This window comes from Actinoplanes sp. NPDC051861 (assembly GCF_040681145.1).
Lineage (GTDB): Bacteria > Actinomycetota > Actinomycetes > Mycobacteriales > Micromonosporaceae > Actinoplanes.
The window spans coordinates 1-17,924 of the sequence record NZ_JBFAYE010000036.1 but is presented as its reverse complement, the minus strand read 5'-3'; the positions used below and the strand labels follow the sequence as shown (position 1 = coordinate 17,924).

Annotated in this window: 10 protein-coding genes; 6 read left to right on the top strand and 4 right to left on the bottom strand. The window is 68.9% G+C overall.

Annotation, left to right across the window (positions count from 1 at the left end; all coding sequences use genetic code 11):
* Window positions 1-22 precede the first annotated feature (22 nt).
* A complete protein-coding gene (locus tag AB0M02_RS45685) occupies window positions 23-1,525 on the bottom strand; it encodes a cellulase family glycosylhydrolase (RefSeq protein ID WP_364238798.1) in 1,503 nt (500 codons plus the stop codon).
* Between the two features lie 154 nt (window positions 1,526-1,679).
* Between AB0M02_RS45685 and AB0M02_RS45680 the strand changes: the two genes are divergently transcribed.
* The gene (locus tag AB0M02_RS45680) at window positions 1,680-2,648 is read left to right on the top strand and encodes a hypothetical protein (RefSeq protein ID WP_364238797.1); all 969 of its coding nucleotides are present in this window, start codon (window positions 1,680-1,682) and stop codon (window positions 2,646-2,648) included.
* Here the strand turns inward: AB0M02_RS45680 and AB0M02_RS45675 are convergent.
* Window positions 2,645-3,796: a hypothetical protein gene (locus AB0M02_RS45675; RefSeq protein WP_364238796.1), complete on the bottom strand. Its 1,152-nt coding sequence runs from the start codon at window positions 3,794-3,796 to the stop codon at window positions 2,645-2,647. The two genes, AB0M02_RS45680 and AB0M02_RS45675, sit on opposite strands and share 4 nt — an antisense overlap.
* A 96-nt stretch (window positions 3,797-3,892) precedes the next feature.
* On the opposite strand from AB0M02_RS45675, the gene AB0M02_RS45670 reads away from it, so the two are divergent.
* From AB0M02_RS45670 to AB0M02_RS45655, 4 genes are all read left to right on the top strand, one after another.
* The gene (locus AB0M02_RS45670) at window positions 3,893-4,135 is read left to right on the top strand and encodes an AlpA family phage regulatory protein (RefSeq protein ID WP_364238795.1); all 243 of its coding nucleotides are present in this window, start codon (window positions 3,893-3,895) and stop codon (window positions 4,133-4,135) included.
* 66 nt (window positions 4,136-4,201) lie between these two features.
* Entirely contained in the window at window positions 4,202-5,578 is a 1,377-nt protein-coding gene (locus AB0M02_RS45665) for a hypothetical protein (RefSeq protein ID WP_364238794.1), read from the top strand.
* Window positions 5,575-6,138: a hypothetical protein gene (locus AB0M02_RS45660; RefSeq protein ID WP_364238793.1), complete on the top strand. Its 564-nt coding sequence runs from the start codon at window positions 5,575-5,577 to the stop codon at window positions 6,136-6,138. The genes AB0M02_RS45665 and AB0M02_RS45660 overlap by 4 nt, the downstream gene beginning before the upstream one ends.
* 22 nt (window positions 6,139-6,160) lie before the next feature.
* Window positions 6,161-7,108, top strand: a complete 948-nt coding sequence (locus AB0M02_RS45655) for a nucleoside hydrolase (protein ID WP_364238792.1) — start codon at window positions 6,161-6,163, stop codon at window positions 7,106-7,108.
* Window positions 7,109-7,148: 40 nt separating this feature from the next.
* On the opposite strand, the gene AB0M02_RS45650 is transcribed toward AB0M02_RS45655, so the two are convergent.
* Both AB0M02_RS45650 and AB0M02_RS45645 read right to left on the bottom strand, forming a co-directional pair.
* On the bottom strand, window positions 7,149-7,460 hold the full coding sequence (locus tag AB0M02_RS45650; protein ID WP_364238791.1) for a hypothetical protein: 312 nt from the start codon (window positions 7,458-7,460) through the stop codon (window positions 7,149-7,151).
* Window positions 7,461-7,465: 5 nt separating this feature from the next.
* Window positions 7,466-14,788, bottom strand: a complete 7,323-nt coding sequence (locus AB0M02_RS45645) for a ricin-type beta-trefoil lectin domain protein (protein ID WP_364238790.1) — start codon at window positions 14,786-14,788, stop codon at window positions 7,466-7,468.
* 458 nt (window positions 14,789-15,246) lie between these two features.
* Here AB0M02_RS45645 and AB0M02_RS45640 point away from each other — a divergent pair.
* The coding region (locus tag AB0M02_RS45640) for a DNRLRE domain-containing protein (protein WP_364238789.1) at window positions 15,247-17,924 on the top strand (2,678 nt) is incomplete at its 3' end.

The following is a 17,924-nucleotide window of genomic DNA, read 5'->3' as shown; positions in this document are numbered from 1 at the left end:
TTTCAGTCGGGTGTCATACCACTCAGGACATAGCCACGTCGTCGAACCAGACCGTGCCGGTGTTGTCGCCGGACTTCAGATGCAGCTGCACTGCGGCCGCGCCGGCCGGGGCGGCCGCCTCGACGACCAGCTTCGTCCAGGTCGTGTTGCCGGCCGGCAGCCGGTTCGAGAGGTCCTGGCTGATCCACTTGCCGTTCGCGTCGAACCAGCTCAGCGCGATCTCGGTGGTGCCGGTGGCGTTGATGCCGCGGGCGAACGCCTCGGCGCGCCACCGGTAGTTCGGCTGCACCGGCGTGATCGGCGAGGTGAGCAGCGACGGCAGGCCGGCCGAGGTACGGGTGGTGCCGGCGAACTTGACCGAGAAGCTGCCGTTGCGGGGCATGTCGGAGGTGACCACACCGGCGCCGGCGGCCGTGTTGCTCTGCCGCCACGGCGAGTCGATCGCGGCGGCCTCGAAGCTGAGGTTCAGGACGGTGTTCGGCATGGTGCCGGTCGTCCACGCGGTCCGGACGACGTTCGCGGCCAGCTTCGGGGTGCCGTCGGCGCGGTAGAGACCGAACTTGTACTGCGCCGGGATCGTCGACACGGTCGAGTTGCTCGGGATGGCGCCCTCGGAGAAGTCGTTCAGCGTCCACGGCGCGACCGAGCCGACACCGGCCTCCTTGGCGGCGCGGAAGACCCGGGCCAGGTACGCGGCCTGCTCACCGTCGGTGCTGTTCGCGGTGCTCAGGCCGGTCTCACCGATCACGATGGGGTCGGGGGCGACGGCGGCCTGCGCCTTGCGGATCTCGGCGAGCGAGCGCTCCGAGTTCCCGTAGAAGTGGAAGTCGTAGTAGTCCAGCGGCGTCGAGCTCAGCGACGACTTGATCTTCGCCATGCCGGCCGCGCCGGTCCCGCCGTCGACCGAGAGCGTCAGCGGCATGGCGGGCGCGGCGGCCCGGACGGCGGGGATCACCTGGCGGACCCAGGAGACGGCGGCGGTGTCGTTCGGCTGGAACTCGTTCTTCAGCTCGACGGCGATCACTCGGGGGTCGTTCGCGTACGGGGCCAGGACGGCCTTCGCCCAGACGATGCTGTTGGCGACGTCGGAGTAACCGGCCCACCAGTCGAACAGCGTGATCTTCACGGTGAGGCCCTGCGCGTCCGCGATGCTGACGAACTTGCGCAGCCGCTCGGTGTACTCCGCCTTCGGCTGCGGGTACCCGAACGCCTGCGGGAAGACGATCACCCGTACGTTGTCCGCCCCCAGCTCCGCGGCCTTGGCCAGGTCCGACTCGATACGCACGGCGTCGAACTCGGTCCACATCGCCGACCAGCCCGCGTCGGACGGGTAGTAGTTGATCGACTTCGCCACCCGCACCGCCGCCATCCGGCTCGCCATCGTGGGCGCGCTGACCTCCGCGGTCTCGGCGGTCTCCGCGACCGCGACCATCGCCTCGGCGGCGTTCGCCTGCGTGGCCGGGAACGCGAAGCCGAGAAGAAGCGAGGAGGCCAGAACGGTGGCGCGAAGGCGAACGCGGCGCATGTGAGGTGACCAATCGCTAGGTTGCATTTCGGGGGCGGCCACTGGATCGGCGCGTTTCACCTCGGTTGCAGACCTTGGCTGATGGCAAAAGAGTTGCAAGTCGGGTGCGTCCCTCCCGCTGAACCGGCCTCTCCACGGCGGGGTTCACTCGGGCATGTACAACCATCCCTGGCCGGAGCCGCGGGTGTTCGCGGGCTTCGCCGACACGGCGGCCGTCTCCGTCACGATGCGGTACGCCCCACTCGGATTCCTCCTCGCGCTGTCGGCACCGGTGCTGGTCGTCGACGGACAGGCGCTGCCGGCCCGATGGGGCGTGCCGGTGGTCACGACGGTCGGCGCGGGGCAGCACCACGTGCACGTCCACGTGCCGTACCCGATCCTCCGGCGCATCGGCGCGGCCGACCTGACGGTCGTCGCGCCACCGGGCCGAACGGTCGAGATCGAGTATCGAGCGCCGCTGCTGGTGTTCCTGCGCGGCGCGATCGGTGCGGGACGGCAGCGAACTCCGGGACGCTTCCTGGTCCTGGCGCTGGTCCTGGTCCTGGGCCTGCTGGCGGGCGCCGCCGCGGTCGTCGCCCGGCCGTCCGGCTCTCCCGCGGCGCCGGCCTCGGCGGTGCGGACCGCTCCGCCGCTGCCGGGCCTGCCCTCGGTCGCCCCGACGCTGCCCATAGTGGAGGAACCACCGGACCGCCGGCTCACCGGTGCGGTGTTCGGCGCCGCGGACGAGACGTCGACCATGCGATTCGCGGGGTGGCCGTTCTCGTTCCGGGTGCCGGCCGCATGGGAGTGCGCCGAGACCGCGGTGGAGATCGCGGGCGCGCAGGCGTACATCTGCGTCGCCGGGAAACGGCGCCTCGCCCTGATGCTCCGCGCATGCGTCGCGCCCTGCGACGCCGCCACCCGGAACCGGATGACCGGCATCTGGTTCCGCGACGGCGAGAAACCGCGCCGCTTCGACGAGGCGACCCAGTTCTTGGAGGTACGCGAGAAGTATCAGCTCGTGATGAGCCACTTCTTCGACGCCGACGGCACCACCTGGCAGATCGCCCTCGACGCCACCGCCCCGGTCAAACGCCGCGCCGAGGTGCAGAAAGCCGTCAACGACATCCTGACCCGGACCTAGTTGCTGCCCACGCCGAGGTAGAAGATGCCCGGCATGCCGTCGGTCTCGAACGCCTTGCTGGTGTTGCGGCGCAGCGTCGAGTTGCGGATCGTCAGCGTGCCGGTGCGGTCGTTGCTGACGAAGAAGATCGCGCCACCGCCCTCGTTGGCCACGTTCTTCTCGATCAGCGTCCCGTCCAGCGTCAGGTTGAACCTGTCGCCGTCCAGGTAGATCGCGCCGCCGCTCCCGCCGCCCGGAGTGCCGTCGCGGGCCGGGTTGGCGCCCTTGCCGATCGCGTCGTTGTCCTTGAAGTGGCTGTTCAGCACGGTCCACGAGACGCCGATGCTGCTCAGCGCGGCGCCGTTCGAGCAGACGCCGCCGGAGAACGTGCTGCCGACGACGTAGACCGGCCGGTCACCACCCTGGTCGAGCACCCGCACCGCAGCGCCGCCGAGGTCCGGCCCGGTGCTGTCACACCGGTTCCCGGTGAACCGCGAGTTGACGACCTTCAGGTTCCCGCCGCGCACGAAGATCGCGCCACCGCCGCCGCCCTCGTGGTCGTCGCCGGTGCTGTTGCCCCGGGTGAACACCATGTTCTGCACGACGAGCTTCGGGGTGTCCTGGTCCTGGCAGTGCGACGTGGTCCAGCCCAGGGCCTCGTCACAGGTGTTCTGGTAGAGGATGCGCCGCTTGCCGCCACCGGAGAGCGTCACCTTCCCACCGCCGTCGATGACCGTCTTCGCGTTCCGGTTCTTGATCTTCGCGGTGGCAGTCATCGTGATCGTCACGGGACTCGGCCCACAGTCGAACGTGATGATCCCGCCGGCCGCGACAGCCTTGACGACGGCCGCGGACGTGCAGCTCGCCGGCGTACCGGTGCCGACCGTGCGCGTGGGCTCGGACGTGTCGACGGCCCGGGCGGCGGCCGGGATCGCCGCCTTGCCCTTGGGGTTACCCGGTTTCGGAAGCGTCGTGCTCTTCGCGACGGTGGCCTTGGGCGTGGCGGTGGCCGTGGCCGTGGGCTCCGGCTTCGGCGTGGTGCTTGCCGGTGTCGCTTCCGGAGTCGCCTCCGCCGTGCTCACCGGCTCCTCCGAGCTCTGGCAGGCACCCAGCAGACCACCGACGAGCAGGCTCAACCCCACAGCGAGCAGGGACCGTCGATTCAGCACCGGCCGATGGTAGGCCCTCGCCCCCGCGTCCACCAGCTCAACTTGGCACCCGACCCCCGACCCATGACTATAGGCATAGGACTATAGTCACAGAGCATGGACCGTGACTCAATCCGCCTGGTCGGCGCCCATGAGATCCGCGACTTGCTCGGCGTGAGCCGCCAGCGCATCTACCAGCTGGCCGCCCGCCCCGACTTCCCCCGCCCCGTCGCCGAACTGTCCCAGGGCAAGGTCTGGAACCTGACCGACATCGAGGCCTGGCTCACCGCCCGCGTCGACAGCGGAGTCCTGGACCGCCCCACCAGGCAGCCCCGGCCCACCCCACCCGAATCCCCCTGACCGAACCAACCCGGCGGCCGGCCTGTACATCCCGTTACGAGCCCGCAGCCGCTGGGAGATGGCGCGATGACCGGTATCGAGGCCGACGTCCACGACTCGACAACCTGGTACACCGGCCTGGGCCTGATCGGCGACGCCGCAGACATCACCAACGGCATCCGCGACGACAGCTGGGTCGACCCCGCCCTCGGCGGGATCGGCGCCACCCTGGACACGCTCGCGCTCGCCGTCGATCCGCTGGGCACACTCGCCGCCTGGGGCGTGGCTTGGCTGATGGAGCACGTCAAACCACTCCGTGACGCCCTCGACTGGCTGGCCGGCAACGCCGACGAGATCTCCGCACACGCGGCCACCTGGTCGAACGTCGCCGCCTTCACCGATCAGGCCCGCCAGGAGTACGCGGACCACCTCCGCACCGAGGTCGACGGCTGGATCGGGGCCGCCGGAGACGCGTACCGCGCACACGCCGACGGCCACCTCGAGGTTCTCGGCTCGCTCGCCACCGCGGCCCGGGGTATCTCGTACGCGGTGGAGGGCGCCGGCCTGCTGGTGGCCGCTGTCCGGGGCATCCTCCGCGATCTGGTAGCCCAGTTCACCGGCACTCTCGTCGTCCGCCTGCCGCAGTGGCTGGCGGCCGAGGGCCTGACTCTCGGCCTGGCCACACCGGTCGTGATCGGTCATGTCGCCACGCTCGTGGCCAGGTGTGCCCACTCGATCCAGCACTATCTCCAGGCTCTGCTGAACAGCATGCGGCGGCTGGATCCGAAGCTCGCCGATCTGACCGGCCTCCTCACCGGGGCCGGCGCCCGCACCCACGCCCTGGCCCGCGACGACCCGATGACTCCCAGGATCGGTGAGTTCCGGGCGGACTTTCCTCGCGGCGCGGGCTTCGTCGACGACGGAGACGGCTTCTCGGAGCAAGCGGCCGAGGCGTACCGCCGTATCCGCGACAGCCCCGGCGACACCTCCCTGGTCGCCGCGAACACCGGCCTCGACCCCCGGATCGTGGAGGGCATGCGGCAGAACCTGTTCGTCCAGCAACACGACGTCTCGCTCGGTCCCGGCCGTGTGGAGCGCGGTTACTTCACGCCCGACGAGCGCACCGCGGCCCTCTGGGACGGCGCGGTGCGAGGCACCCTCGACCCGGATGACGCGGAGGCGTTCCGGAGTCTCGCGGCTCATGAGTACGTCGAGAACCGGTTGATGGAGGCGGGGCTGCCGTACCGGTCCGACCACCCGGACGCCTTCGACGCCGACGGTGACCGCATCATCAACCCGGACCATCCAGGGGCTCACGAACTCGCGCCCAACGCTTGGCGACCCGACGCGCCGCTGCGGCACTGGCGCCTGTTCGGCATCGACAGCTCCGGCGTCCGGATGGCCGACGACCTGGCCAATCTGGACGAGATCGTCGATATTGTTCTGCGAGGATTGATGCGATGACACCCGACGAAGCCGTACGTGGCATGGCTGCCCGCCTGTGCGTCATCCGCTGGGAACGGCAGGGCGACAAGGCGTGGTCCAAGGCCGCCCTGCTGAAGGAGTACTTCCGTCGCGCGGCGCAGTGGTCGGACGAGTACGGCTGCGACTCCCGGAGTCCGTTCTTCGACATCGCCGCGTGTGTCGCTCCTGCCGTCCGCGCTGATCAGAGCGTCGTCGACAACCTCCTCGAGAGGATCGCGGCCGGGCGGGGCGGCTGGAACGTCAAGCAGGTGGCGCCGTACATCCTGCACTGGGCCGCACTCAGCGCCACGCCGGGCGCCGGCCTTCCCCCGGCCCTCGACGACCCCTTCGAGCCCCTGATCGTGATGTTCGAGCGCGGAGGCGGATTCCACACCGAGAACGGCGAGGTCAACCTCGAGTGGAAGTCCGTTCGCCTGTCGGGCTGGCGGGACCGGGCCGGCGACCCGCCGATGGCGAGTTTTGCCGGTGCGGACCTGGACGAGATCGACCGGGCCGGATCGGTTGCTCAGTTCGGTCGCGTGGTCGGGCCGATGGAGTGAGGGCGCGGCTATCGTCGGCGGGGTGAGGGAGAGTGGCGGCCGGCCGGTGATCGTGGACTGTGATCCGGGGCATGATGACGCGCTGGCGCTGCTGCTTGCGGCCGGCGACGACCGGGTGAGGTTGCTAGGTGTCACCACTGTCGCCGGCAATCAGACGCTGGAGAAGACGACGCGGAACGCGCTGAAGGTTCTCGGGCTGGCGGGTGTCGCCGGGGTGCCGGTTGCGGCGGGGCGGGACCGGCCGCTCTCCGGTGAGCTCAATGTCGCCGAGGACATTCATGGTTCGTCGGGGCTCGACGGGCCCGTGCTCGACCTTCCGGTGGCGGAGGTGGCGGACGTTGACGGGGTCGAGCTGATGCGCCGGCTGATCGTCGGCTCCGACGAGCCGGTCACGCTGATCGCGACCGGGCCGCTGACCAACGTCGCCGCGCTGCTGACCGAGCATCCCGAGGCCGGGGCGCGGGTGCGGCGGATCGTGTTCATGGGCGGTTCGACCGGGAGGGGCAACACCACGCCGTACGGCGAGTTCAACATCGTCACCGATCCCGAGGCGGCCGACATCGTGCTGCGGTCGGGGCTGCCCGTCACGATGATCGGGTTGAACGTCACGCATCAGGCACTGGCGACCGAGGAGATCATCGCCGAGTTCCGGGCTCCGGGGACACGGCTGGGCGAGTTCTGTGCCGACCTGATGACGTTCTTCGCGAGCACCTATCTGCGGGTCTTCGGGTTCGAACATCCGCCGGTGCACGACCCGATCGCCGTGGCGAGCGTCATCGACCCGCGGATCGTCCGGACCGTTGCCGCCCCGGTCGCTGTCGAGCTGTCCGGCACGTACACCCGGGGCGCGACCGTCGTGGACCTGCACCGCCGCACCGACCGCGACCCGAACGCGGAGGTCGCGGTAGGCCTGGACGTGGACGCCTTCTGGCGTTTGCTGATGGCCTCGGTGCGGCACCTGGAGAAATGAGATCCGGCCGCCGCGGAAGCACCGCGACGGCCGGACTCTGTCAGGCCTCCCCCGTGAAGACGACGGCCAGGATCTCGTTGGCGCGCCAGAGGACCCGCCGACGTTCCCGGGTGTCCAGGCCGAGACTCTCCGAATTCTGAATGTGCGACAGCATGTAGAACGGAATCGCCCAGAGCCGCCCGACTATCCGCGGCTCGAAACGCCGGGGGTCGGCCGGGTCGACCGACTCCAGAACGCTCAGGAAACGGTCGGCCTCGTCCGGTTCGAACCGGCCCGAGCGGAGCCCGGCCAGAAAGCCGTCCGGGCTCCATTCGAACGCCAGCCGCTCCGCGACCTCGTCCAGATCCATCATCGAGCCTATCCTCCGGGTGCCCAGAAGCCGGTGATTGCCTCCGCCGGAATATGGTTGCGAATCAACAGTTCGGCGTCTTTGCGCGCCATTTCCTGGAGTCCGAGGAAATCGTAGGCCTTCGGTACTTCCAGGTAGCCGGCGACGCTCTCCATCTGTGTCTGGATCTTGGTCAGATCAATACGCACGACACCACCGCCGTTGGCAGCGTACGTCTCGAACGCCACCTTCGGATCCCGAGTCGTGGAGATCCACGGAGAGTCCGGAGTGTTCGCCATGATGTGCTGCCACGGCGGCACGTCGCCGTCACCACGGGAGAACAGCCCGTCCATGGGGTTCTCGTCCGCCCGGATGGCCCGGTAGACGACGTTCGGGGCGAAGTCGGTCGGCGGGGGTTCGCCGGTGGCGCTGCCGGGCATGTCACCGCCCTTGCCTCCGCCGCCACCACCGCTGCTGCCGCCGTCGCTGCGCGGAGCAGCGCCGGACTTGCCACCGGAACCGGACTGCGCCTTGCCACCGCCCGACGAGACCGAGGAGGCCTTCGGGTTGGACGTCGACTGAGCGGCCTTCTGCGCCGGGTTACCCGTCTTCTTGGCCTCGCCCGCCGCCTTGTTGCTGATCGTGTTGACCTTCTCGGCGGCTTTCTTCTGTGCCGCTTGGGCTGCCTTCTTTGCCCGTTCGATTGCCGCGATCTTCGCCTGCAGGGCCCGCTGTTCCGCGGCTCGGGCGACCATCAGCACCTGCTCGGCGGCCTTTTTCGCGGTACGCCACGCCTGGATGGCGTCCATAGTTCGGTCGATGGCCTTGATGATCCGCGCACCCGATTTGGCCATCTTGGTCCACGGGATCATGTCGAGCAGCAGGCTGCCGCAGGCCCACAGGTCGCCACCGAAGCAGGACAGCGCGTCGTTGAGACCGATGAAGTCCTTCAGCACGTCCCAGGCCACCGACAGGATCACCGAGGCGAGGGTGCGGTTGGCGTTGGCCTGCGCCTCGGCGACCTGCGCCGCGGAGAGGCCGACACCCGCGAGGGCGGCCGCCATCTCGGAGGCGGTGAGGGTCACCGACAGACCCGTCTTGTCAGACAGTGTCGCCGGGTTGTTGTGGGCGTAGGCGTACCCGTTGGACTGCAGCGGGTCGGCCAGGTCCATGATCGGGTCAGCGGAGAGGAACCGGCCCACCGACGGGTCGTACATGCGGGCGCCGAGCGCGACGAATCCGGAGGCGTCGTCACGCGTGGTACCCAGGAACCCGTCGTTGGTCTGCATGTGCATGCCGATGGGCGCGGTGCCACGCTGGTTGCCGAACGGATCCTGCTTGCGGATCCGCACCTCCTGGGTCCCGCCGAGGGCCACCTCCGCGTACGGGGTGCCCTGATGATCGGCGACCACCGCCACGAGTCCCGGTGTCGCGGAGGCGTGCGCGTTACGGATGACCATGCCGCCGGGCACGCCGTACGTGCGCTGCGTGTTGACCAGCGCGCCACCCCGGAGAACGGTGACCTCGGACTCGCCCAGGTGCAGGGTGGCCTGCCGCTCCTTACCCTGCAGGGTGAGCAGCCGGTCCCCGGTCGGCCCGTAGACGTGGCGGGTCTCGTTCTGCGCCTCCCACTGCTGGGCGGCGGTGCCGGCGACACACGCGGCGAGCACGATCGGCGTCGTGTCCACGGTGGCGCCGTCCTTGACCGCCGCGCACAGTCCCGAGCTCGCGTGGATCAGCTGGTTCGTGGTCGAGCTGCGCCGCAGTTGCTGCGCCGCGCCGCCGTCACACTTCTGCAGCTGGAACGCCGAGCCGACGGTGCCCGCGGCCGGCTGCATGCACCATCCGTCGTGGATGGAGAGGCTGCCCAGGTCCGGGTTGCTCTGACCGGGCGTCGGCGTGAAGCGCCACTTCTGCGCGATGCCGCCGTTGCAGGTGTAGAGCCAGATCGGCTGGGCCGCCTGGGCCATGCTCGACTTGAGGTCGAGGCACTTGTTGGCGAGGCCGAGGTACACGGTCTTGCCGCCCGTGCCCTGGCCCGCGATGCGGTCCACCTTGCCGTCGTACGTCCACGACAGCTCCTGCTTGTCGCCCTCCTTCGTGGTGAGCGTCTTCGTCTCGCCGGTGACCTCGTACAGCCGGTCGACCTCAGCGGTGACCTTGGAGCCGGCGGGCCCGACGTACTCCCGCGTCTTGGTCAGCGTCTGCGGCTGGGCGGCGTTGCCGTACGTGTACTCCGTGGTGGTGTCCTGAGCGCTGTTGCCGCCGAGGTTCTTCTCCACCAGCTTCGTACGGTTACCGAGCAGGTCGTACTCGTACTCCTGCCAGTACCCCGAGTTGTCCTTGCCGGCCGCGGTGTTGACCGTCCCGTCCGCGTTCTTCGGGCCGGCCGTGCAGGACGTCTTCGTCTCGACCGTCCACGCCTTGGTCAGCTGGCCGATCGGGTCGTAGTTGAAGCACTGCCGCTCGTCGATACCGACGGCGGCCTCGGTGATCGACGTGACGTTGCCGGCGTCGTCGTAGCCGTAGGACCGCTGCGAGACGAGGTTGCCGCCGACTACCGACTTGTCGTCGATCTTCTCGCGGTACACCTGCTGCCTGGTGAGCGCACCGCTGGCGTCGTCGTAGTCCGCGAGTGCCCACACCCGGTACGGCTGCGCGCCCAGCGTCGAGCGCAGCACCTGCCCGTACGGGGAGTAGACGGTCTCCGAGCCGTACCAGTCCTTGCCGGAGACCGACTGCGGCATGCCGTCCTGGTTGTACCGGACCAGCAGCTTCTCGTCGGTGAAGGCACCGATGGCGGGCACGGTCATCGCATCGGGCAGGCCCGTGTCGGTGTACGTGTAGTTGTACGTGTACGACTGCCGCAGACCCCACGTGGTCGCCACCGAGGACGGCAGCGTGAGCGTCGTCGAGATCGGCTGGTAGTCGTTGGTGTACCCGCCGACCGCCTGGGTGTACGCCAGACCGTCGGTGTATCGAGTGGCCGTGGCCGGCAGGCCCTTGCCGCCCGCGGCGGTGTCGTACGAGTAAGCCGACAGCAGCGTCCCGTCCTTGCTGTCGAGCCGCTGCTCATCCGGCCGGGACAGGTCGTCGTACCCGGTCCAGACCGTGATGTTGCGAGCGTTGGTGACCGTCTCCGGCCGGCCGTAGCTGTCGTACTTGATCCGGCTGGTTCCGGTGCTCGGATGGGTGGCGGTCTCCTGGCGGCCCAGCCGGTCGTAGGTCCACGACCAGGAGAGCTTCGTGTCCGCCGAGTTGGTGGCGCGGACCATCTGGCCGCGCTTGTCGTACTCGTACCGCATCGAGGTGTACGCGGTCCGAGCCGTGTCGGTGAACGTGTCCACCCGGCTGGTGAGGCCCATGGCGTCGGAATAGATCCGGTATGAGCTGGTGCCCGCCGGATTGATCACCGACGACCAGTCCTTGCCGTACTCGTACCGGGTGGCGCGAGCGGGCACGTCCTTGGTGTCCAGGACCGGCATCTCCTCCACGACGCGGCCGAGGCCGTCGTACGTGTACCGGGTCGCGTTCGGCGGCAGCGCGTCCGGGGTGAACAGGTCCCCGCTCGGCACGCCCTTGACGAAGTAGGCGTTGTACGTCATCCACACTTCGCCGCTGCCGTTGTACAGCGTGTCGCTGATCAGCCGGCCGCCACCGGTCGCGTCGGTCTGTGTCTGCCGCGCACGTCCGAGACCGTCGTAGATGGTGACCGCGTTCTTGATCCGGTTGTCGTGTCCCCGGGTCTTGGTGGTCACGTACGGAGGCTTGCCCGCGACGACGGTGTACACCGCCTCGAAGTCCGGCACGGCGGCACCGGCCCGGCCGGGCGCCCACGCCTTGCGGAGCCGGCCCATCGGGTCGAACGCGGCCTCGCTCACGTTGCCGTTGATGTCCGTGGTCCGCCAGCCCGTGCCACGGCCCGGGTCGACCTCGGTGACCTGCTCATGGTTGAGGAAGTTCTTCTCGCGGATCCGGAAGGCCTGCCCGGTGGCCGGCTCGTAGGTGATCGTCGAGGCCCGCTCGTCCGGGTCGACACGCGAGGTGACCCGGCCGATGGCGTCGAACACCGTGCTGCCGTGCAGTTGGAAGCCGGTCCCGTCCGCCTTCAGCGTGTAGGACTTCGTGGCGAGGCCGCGCGGCTTCTCCGGGTCGAGGCCCGCGCCGTACTCCCGGCCGTCGTAGGCGATGCGATTCGCCGCACTCAGCGTGGCGAGGTTGTCGAACTTCGCGTCCGCACAGCTCGTCGCGCTGCTGAGGACCTGCTTGGTGAGACCGATGATGTTCCGGGCGACGTCGTGGACGTACTGGAACTGGGCACACGACTCGTCTCCGACCTTACCGACGTCACCGAACGACTCGGTGACCTCCGGCAGGCCGTAGACGGTGTCGTAGCTGGTCCTGCTCTCCAGGCGGCGTTCCTTGCGATCGTCGTCGCCGTCACCCGACGACTTGGTCACCGTCACCTGGCGGGCGTCCAGCACCCGCCACGCCTTCAGCGGGGGCAGGCTGTCCGCGGTCCGGCTCCGGCTGGCCAGTTCGACCGCCTGGGGGTACGTGATGCTGCGGGTGAGCCAGTCGTCCTTGGCAGCACCGGCACCGGCGTACGTGATCTCCTCGGCGATACGCCCGGCGAACGGCTCACGGTCCTTGGTGATCTCCACGCCCATGACGTCCCGCATCGGCACGGTGTCGCCCATGCCCCGGTAGAACCGGGTCACGTTCTTGGAGCGGTCCGCGCCCTCCGGCCCGGTGAGCACCGTGACCTGCTCGAAGCCGGCGAACTGCGAGTACGTACGAGTGGACTTCTTGGTGAACTCGGCCTCGGCCAGTTTCCAGCCCGGGTTCGCGTACTCATAACGGGTGTCGGTCTGTTCCGCGTTCGGCGTCGCCGGCAGTTCCTGGACCCGCTCCACGACGTACTTGTGGAACCAGTCGATCTCCTCGACGGCCGGGTCCGGGTGCCAGAACGCCGGGTAGCAGAGGCGATTGTTGGCCTTCAGCTCATCCTTGTCGTCCTCGTCGGGAAGACCGGTTCCGGTCGCGCACTGCCCCTCGGGCTGCCGGTAGTGGACGAACGTCTCGCCGCCGTACTCGTTGATGACTCGGCCGATGCGCAGCCGGGAGAAGCCGGGCCGGTTGTCGTTCTTGACCCGGTTCGGCATGTCCTCGGTGTTGTGCTCGAACCGGACCGGGGCGAGCTTGATCGACTCATCGGCCCGGCCGTTGCGACCGAAGCCGGTACGGGTGATCGACTCCAGCCAGAGAGCCGTGTTCGGGCCGGTACGCGTGATCGGGAAGTCCTGCTTGAGCTGGTACTCGTCGACGACCTGGCGGGCCGTGTTGCCCGCGAGGCGCTGCGCCGACGTGGTGATCCTGTCCAGGCGCATCCGGCTGAAGAACGACGGGTTCGCGTTCCAGCACAGCACGTCCTTCGTGGGCTTGCCGCACCGCAGGTTGACCGGGGTGTCGTACCAGCTCCGGTACCTGCCCGCCACGCCGCTGGTGAAGTCGGCCTCCTCGCAGGTCAGGCTGCCCTTGGCGAAACAGCGCTGCTCGACGGAGAAGTCGACGCGCGCCTGCGCCGCACTGGTGAACAGCGCACCGGCACGCTGGCCGTAGTCGATGCGCGTGAGATAGCCGCCGCGGTGGTACTTGACCGGCGACTTCCAGTTCATGTTGCGGGCGTAGTAGTTGTCCTCGCGGGCCCACCACAGGCTCATCGCGTTGCCGTGCACGTCCTCCACGTAGTCGAGAGACCAGCGCCAGGCCTGGTAGCAGTGCGAGCCCGCCCAGTTGCCGGCCTTGTAGCAGGGCTCCTTGTCGTGGTTGCCGTAGACCGGCACGGTGAGCACGGAGTCGGTCACCGGGTCGTCGGCGTCGTCGCCGTGGGCGGACCAGCCGGGCAGGCGGTTGCGGCCGAAGAAGTAGCGCGTGCCGTCGCGGGTCGTGACGATCCAGTGCTCACCGTTGTCGTCGCCGTTGGCGGCGTTCACATCGTTGGCGTACGTGTCGTCGTCGATCAGCTGGATCGTGGAGCCGTCACCGTTGGCGGTGAACCACAGCTTCTTGCCCTCGTCCCAGACCAGCTCGGTGGTCATGCCGCCGAGCGAGAGGGTCGCGTTGTTCGAACCCCAGCACATGTCCGCGGTGCGGTGCGTGGCGTTGTTCGAACCCTCCTTCTTGGAGTCCTGGCGGCAGTTCGCGTACGTCCGGGTGATCGCGCCGGCGTTGTAGTCCCAGCCGTCGCCGATCCAGGAGGCCTGGTTGTTGGTGGCCGAGGTGCGGCCGTCGACCGACTGCGACGAGTAACCCAGGTTGATCTTGGGGACGAGGCCGCCCGCGGTCTCCGGCACCTGCACCTGATAGCCGTAGGTGAAGGCGCCCGACGACGAACCGGCCGCCCACGATCCCGAGGACAGCAGCGGCGTGGCCGTGTAGTCACCGGCCGACGAGGCGCCCGTGTCACCGACGCCCACCACACCGGATGTCGGCGCGGCCGCGGCCGCGCGCTGCATGCCGCCGGTGCCGCTCGGGGACGCCGCGTCCTCGGCGGTCAGGCCGGCGATCGAGAGGTTGCCGCTCAGCACCCGGCGTTCCGGCGCGGCGGAAGCCGAGGCGGCGCGGGCCAGGGTGGCCGGCGCGGGCTCGAGCTGCACCTCGCTGGGCACCGTCTCGAACGTCGCCGCGGCGGCCGGATCCTCCGGCTCGGCCTCGCCGTTGCTGGCGCAGTCGCCCGTGTCCGGGGAGTCGAAGGCGCAGTCCGGGAGCAGCATGATGCCGAACCGGTCGGCGGCCTGCGGGCCGTAGAGGTCGGAGAAGCGGGTGGTGTCCACCTTGAGAGCGACCTCGGCGGCGGGGTCCGCGGTGACCGGCGGCGTGATCTTCATGATCAGGCCGGCCAGGTCGGCGGCCTGCGAGACCTCCGGCGACGCCAGGTCGACCGTCCAGGTTCCGGCCACCGCCGCCGGGTCACCGCCGGCCGGCACGCCCAGCTCGATCGGCAGCTCGCCGACCTTGGCCATCCCGCCCTGCGTGACATCGGTGAGGTCGACCGTGCCGCTGCCGGGCTGCCAGGGCTCGACGTATTGCGGCGCGTAGGGGTCGACCGCGACCTCGTCGGCGGTGGTCAGATCCACCTGGGCCGGCTCGGCCGGTTCCTCGGCCTCGAGTTCCGGCACCGGCGGCAGCTCGAACACGCTGTCCTCGCGGTCCATGCCGGGTCCCGGCACGGCCCATGCCTGGACCGGGACGCTGGTCACTGCCAGCGTCGTGGTCAGCATCAGAACGAGCGCTCTTCGGGCCCGGCGCAACCGCCGGCCACCTGGATCCGCCAGGACTGTTCCCCGCATACGAGTCGACTCCCACCCAAGCGTGAGGACAAAAGAGAATGAAGGCGGTGTGCGAACACCAAGAAGCGCACGCCGGAAAAGGGCGCGTGCTCGGGCACTCTCCGACAAGACTTCGACAAACTCAAGATCACTAATAGTTACCGTGAGCTATATCGAGTGATCTCGACCACTTGTTGATCTTGAACACGGCGCAACAGGACCGGCGAAACGCGCTCTTCATCCATCTCGGACATATGCGGAGCATCGGGTGGCCCGATGTCCGATTCGTGCACGGATGCCTGGGTAACTCAAAGATCACCCAAGGCTATGTAACGGATTGATAACCACATCCACGAGCCCTCGCCATGCGATCGTGTGCTCACTTTCTGCCCCGTGCCCACAACCGGGGCTGTCCCCAGTCCGCCTGGTCCCCACGGGAGTAGATCGCCGTGACCGCGCCTCGCCTGTTCAGTCCTTTCGTGCGTACGCGCGCCAGGCTGGTCTGCACCTCGGGCCTCTTAGTGGCCGCTCTGACCGCCGCGTCGGTCCCCTGGTGGCCGGACGCCCCGGCGCCGTCCACTCCCGCTGTCTCCGCACCGGTCTTCAAGGACCAGGCGGCCGCCCTGGCCGAGGCGGTGCAGAAGGGCACCGAGGTCCTGGTCGAGACGGCCACCACGGCCACCTCGCTGACCTGGGTCAAGCCCACCGGTGAGCTGCGCTCGCAGATCAACGCCCTGCCGCAACGGGCGAAAACCGCGGCGGGGGTGTGGGCGCCGATCGACAACACCCTCGCGCGTGACGGATCGGTCGTGCGGCCGGCGAACCCGCCCGTACCGGTCAGCTTCTCCAACGGCTCCGACAACACCGAGGAGAGCGTCCTCGCCGAGGTGCAGGCCGGCGGGCACACCGTCGCCTACACCTGGCCCGGCAGGCTGCCCGAACCGGTGATCGACGGATCCCGCGCCCTCTACCAGGAAGTCCTTCCCGGGATCGACCTGCTCGTAACCGTCCGCGCCGAGGGCGGCTTCGGCCACGTACTGATCGTCAAGAACCGCACGGCGAAGCTTCCCCCACTCAGCTACGGCCTGCGCGCCGACGGCGTGATCTTCCGCCACGACGCGGCCACCAACGGCGTGAAGATCCTCGACGCGGGCAGCAAGGACGAGGTCGGTGTCATCCCGACCTCGCTGGCGTGGGACTCGGCCGGCAAAGAGCCGCGGACCTCGGTGGCGAGTGCGTCCGACGTACTCAAGCTCTCCGGTCTTGATGGTCTGGAACCCGGCAGCAAGCAGGCCGTGATGCCCAGCCGCCTCGACGGAGACGGCACCGGCAGCGCCCGGCTGCACCTCGACGCCGCCGCCACCGGCCTGCTCACCGACCCCAGCGTCACGTTCCCGGTCTTCCTCGACCCCAGCATCATCGCCGGCGACCAAGCCTGGATCTTCGTCAGCAAGTCACACCCCAACAGCAACTTCCTCGACGGCAAGAACTACAACGGCGGCACCACCGAAGCCCGCGTCGGCCACGAAGACGACTCCGGCGTCACCGCCCGCTCCTTCTGGCGAATGGGCTATCGCAACATCAAGGACGCCAAGGTCAGCACCGCGACCTTCAAGGTGAAGAACATCCACTCCTGGTCGTGCACGAAGCGCACGTTCCAGCTCTGGCACACCGGCACGATCTCGTCGGGCACCACCTGGAACAAGCAGCCCGGCTGGACGACGCAGCAGGACAGCAAGGACTTCGCGTACGGGTACGGCAGCAGCTGCGCCGACGAGTTCGTCTCGTTCAACATCAAGGCCGCAGCGCAGCTGGGCGCCGACAACGGCGCCACCAACATCACCTTCGGCATGCGGACGACCGCCGAGACCGACACGCAGACCTGGCGCAAGTTCGACGCCGGCAGCGCCCAGATCGATGTCGTCTACAACACTCCCCCGGCCGAACCGACCGGCGGTGTCTCGGCACCCGGTGGTAACTGCTCGGCGGGTGCGACCGGAGCCAAGGGCCTCACGGTCGGCCGGACCAACATCACGCTGTCCGCACAGAGCACCGACAAGGACGACAACCTCAAGAACCTGCGGTTCGTCTTCTGGAAATCCGGCACCACCGTCCCGGCCGACCGCGTCGTCGCCGTCACCGAGGTCGCCAACCAGCCCCTCGCCGGCAAGGCCAGCGTCACGATCCCGTACACCGAACTGGTCGACGGCACGACGTACTCCTGGGCGGTCCGCGCCGAGGACGCGACCGGCGTCATGTCCACGTATTACCCGGCGGGCAATGACACGTGCCTACTCACCATCGACGGGACCAAGCCCAGCCCGCCGACAGTCGAGAGTGATGTCTGGCTGGAGGCCACCCCGGACGGGATGACCTGGGCCAAGCCGAAGTTCGGTGAGACCGGCCCGATCACGTTCACCTCGGCCGGCGCGACCAAGTTCGAGTACTCCTTCGAATACATCAAGCCGACCACCACCAACGCGACCAACGGCAGCCTCACCGTGCCGAACCTGGCCCCGCGCCACTCCGGGCCCAACACCCTGGTCGTGTACGCCATCGACGCCGCGGGCAACAAGAGCCTCGCCACCACGTACACCTTCTACGTCGCACCGAAAGACACCGCCGACAAGCCCGGTGACGTCTCCGGCGACGGCCGGCCCGACCTCATCGTCGTGGACGCCAACGGCAAACTGCTCTCGCTGCCCGGCGACGAGAACGGCGAGCTCTACGGCAGCCTCGCCGCCGCCTACACCAGCGACGGCAAACTCAACCCCGCCAACCACTGGTACGAGGCCGGCAAGCTGGCTCCGCTGATCGCCAAGCACTCGGACACGTACCCCGGCGACGGCACCACCGACCTGTTCGCCAGGACGCCGGACGGGAACTTCTGGCTCTACCCCGGTGACGGCTACGGCAGCTTCAACGTCGATCAGCGGCTGAAAGTCGTCCTGCCGTCCGGCGCCCCGGCGCCCTCGACCTGGACCCAGATCAAGGCGCTCGGCGACATCACCGGCGACAAGCTGCCCGACCTGGCCGTGCGTTCGGGGACGGCGTTCTGGCTGCTGAGCGGCTACACCGCCGCCGCCTTCCAGCAGGCCACCCTCATGGACGGCACCAACTGGGGCCGGGCGGAGATCGTCAACATCGCCGACATCGA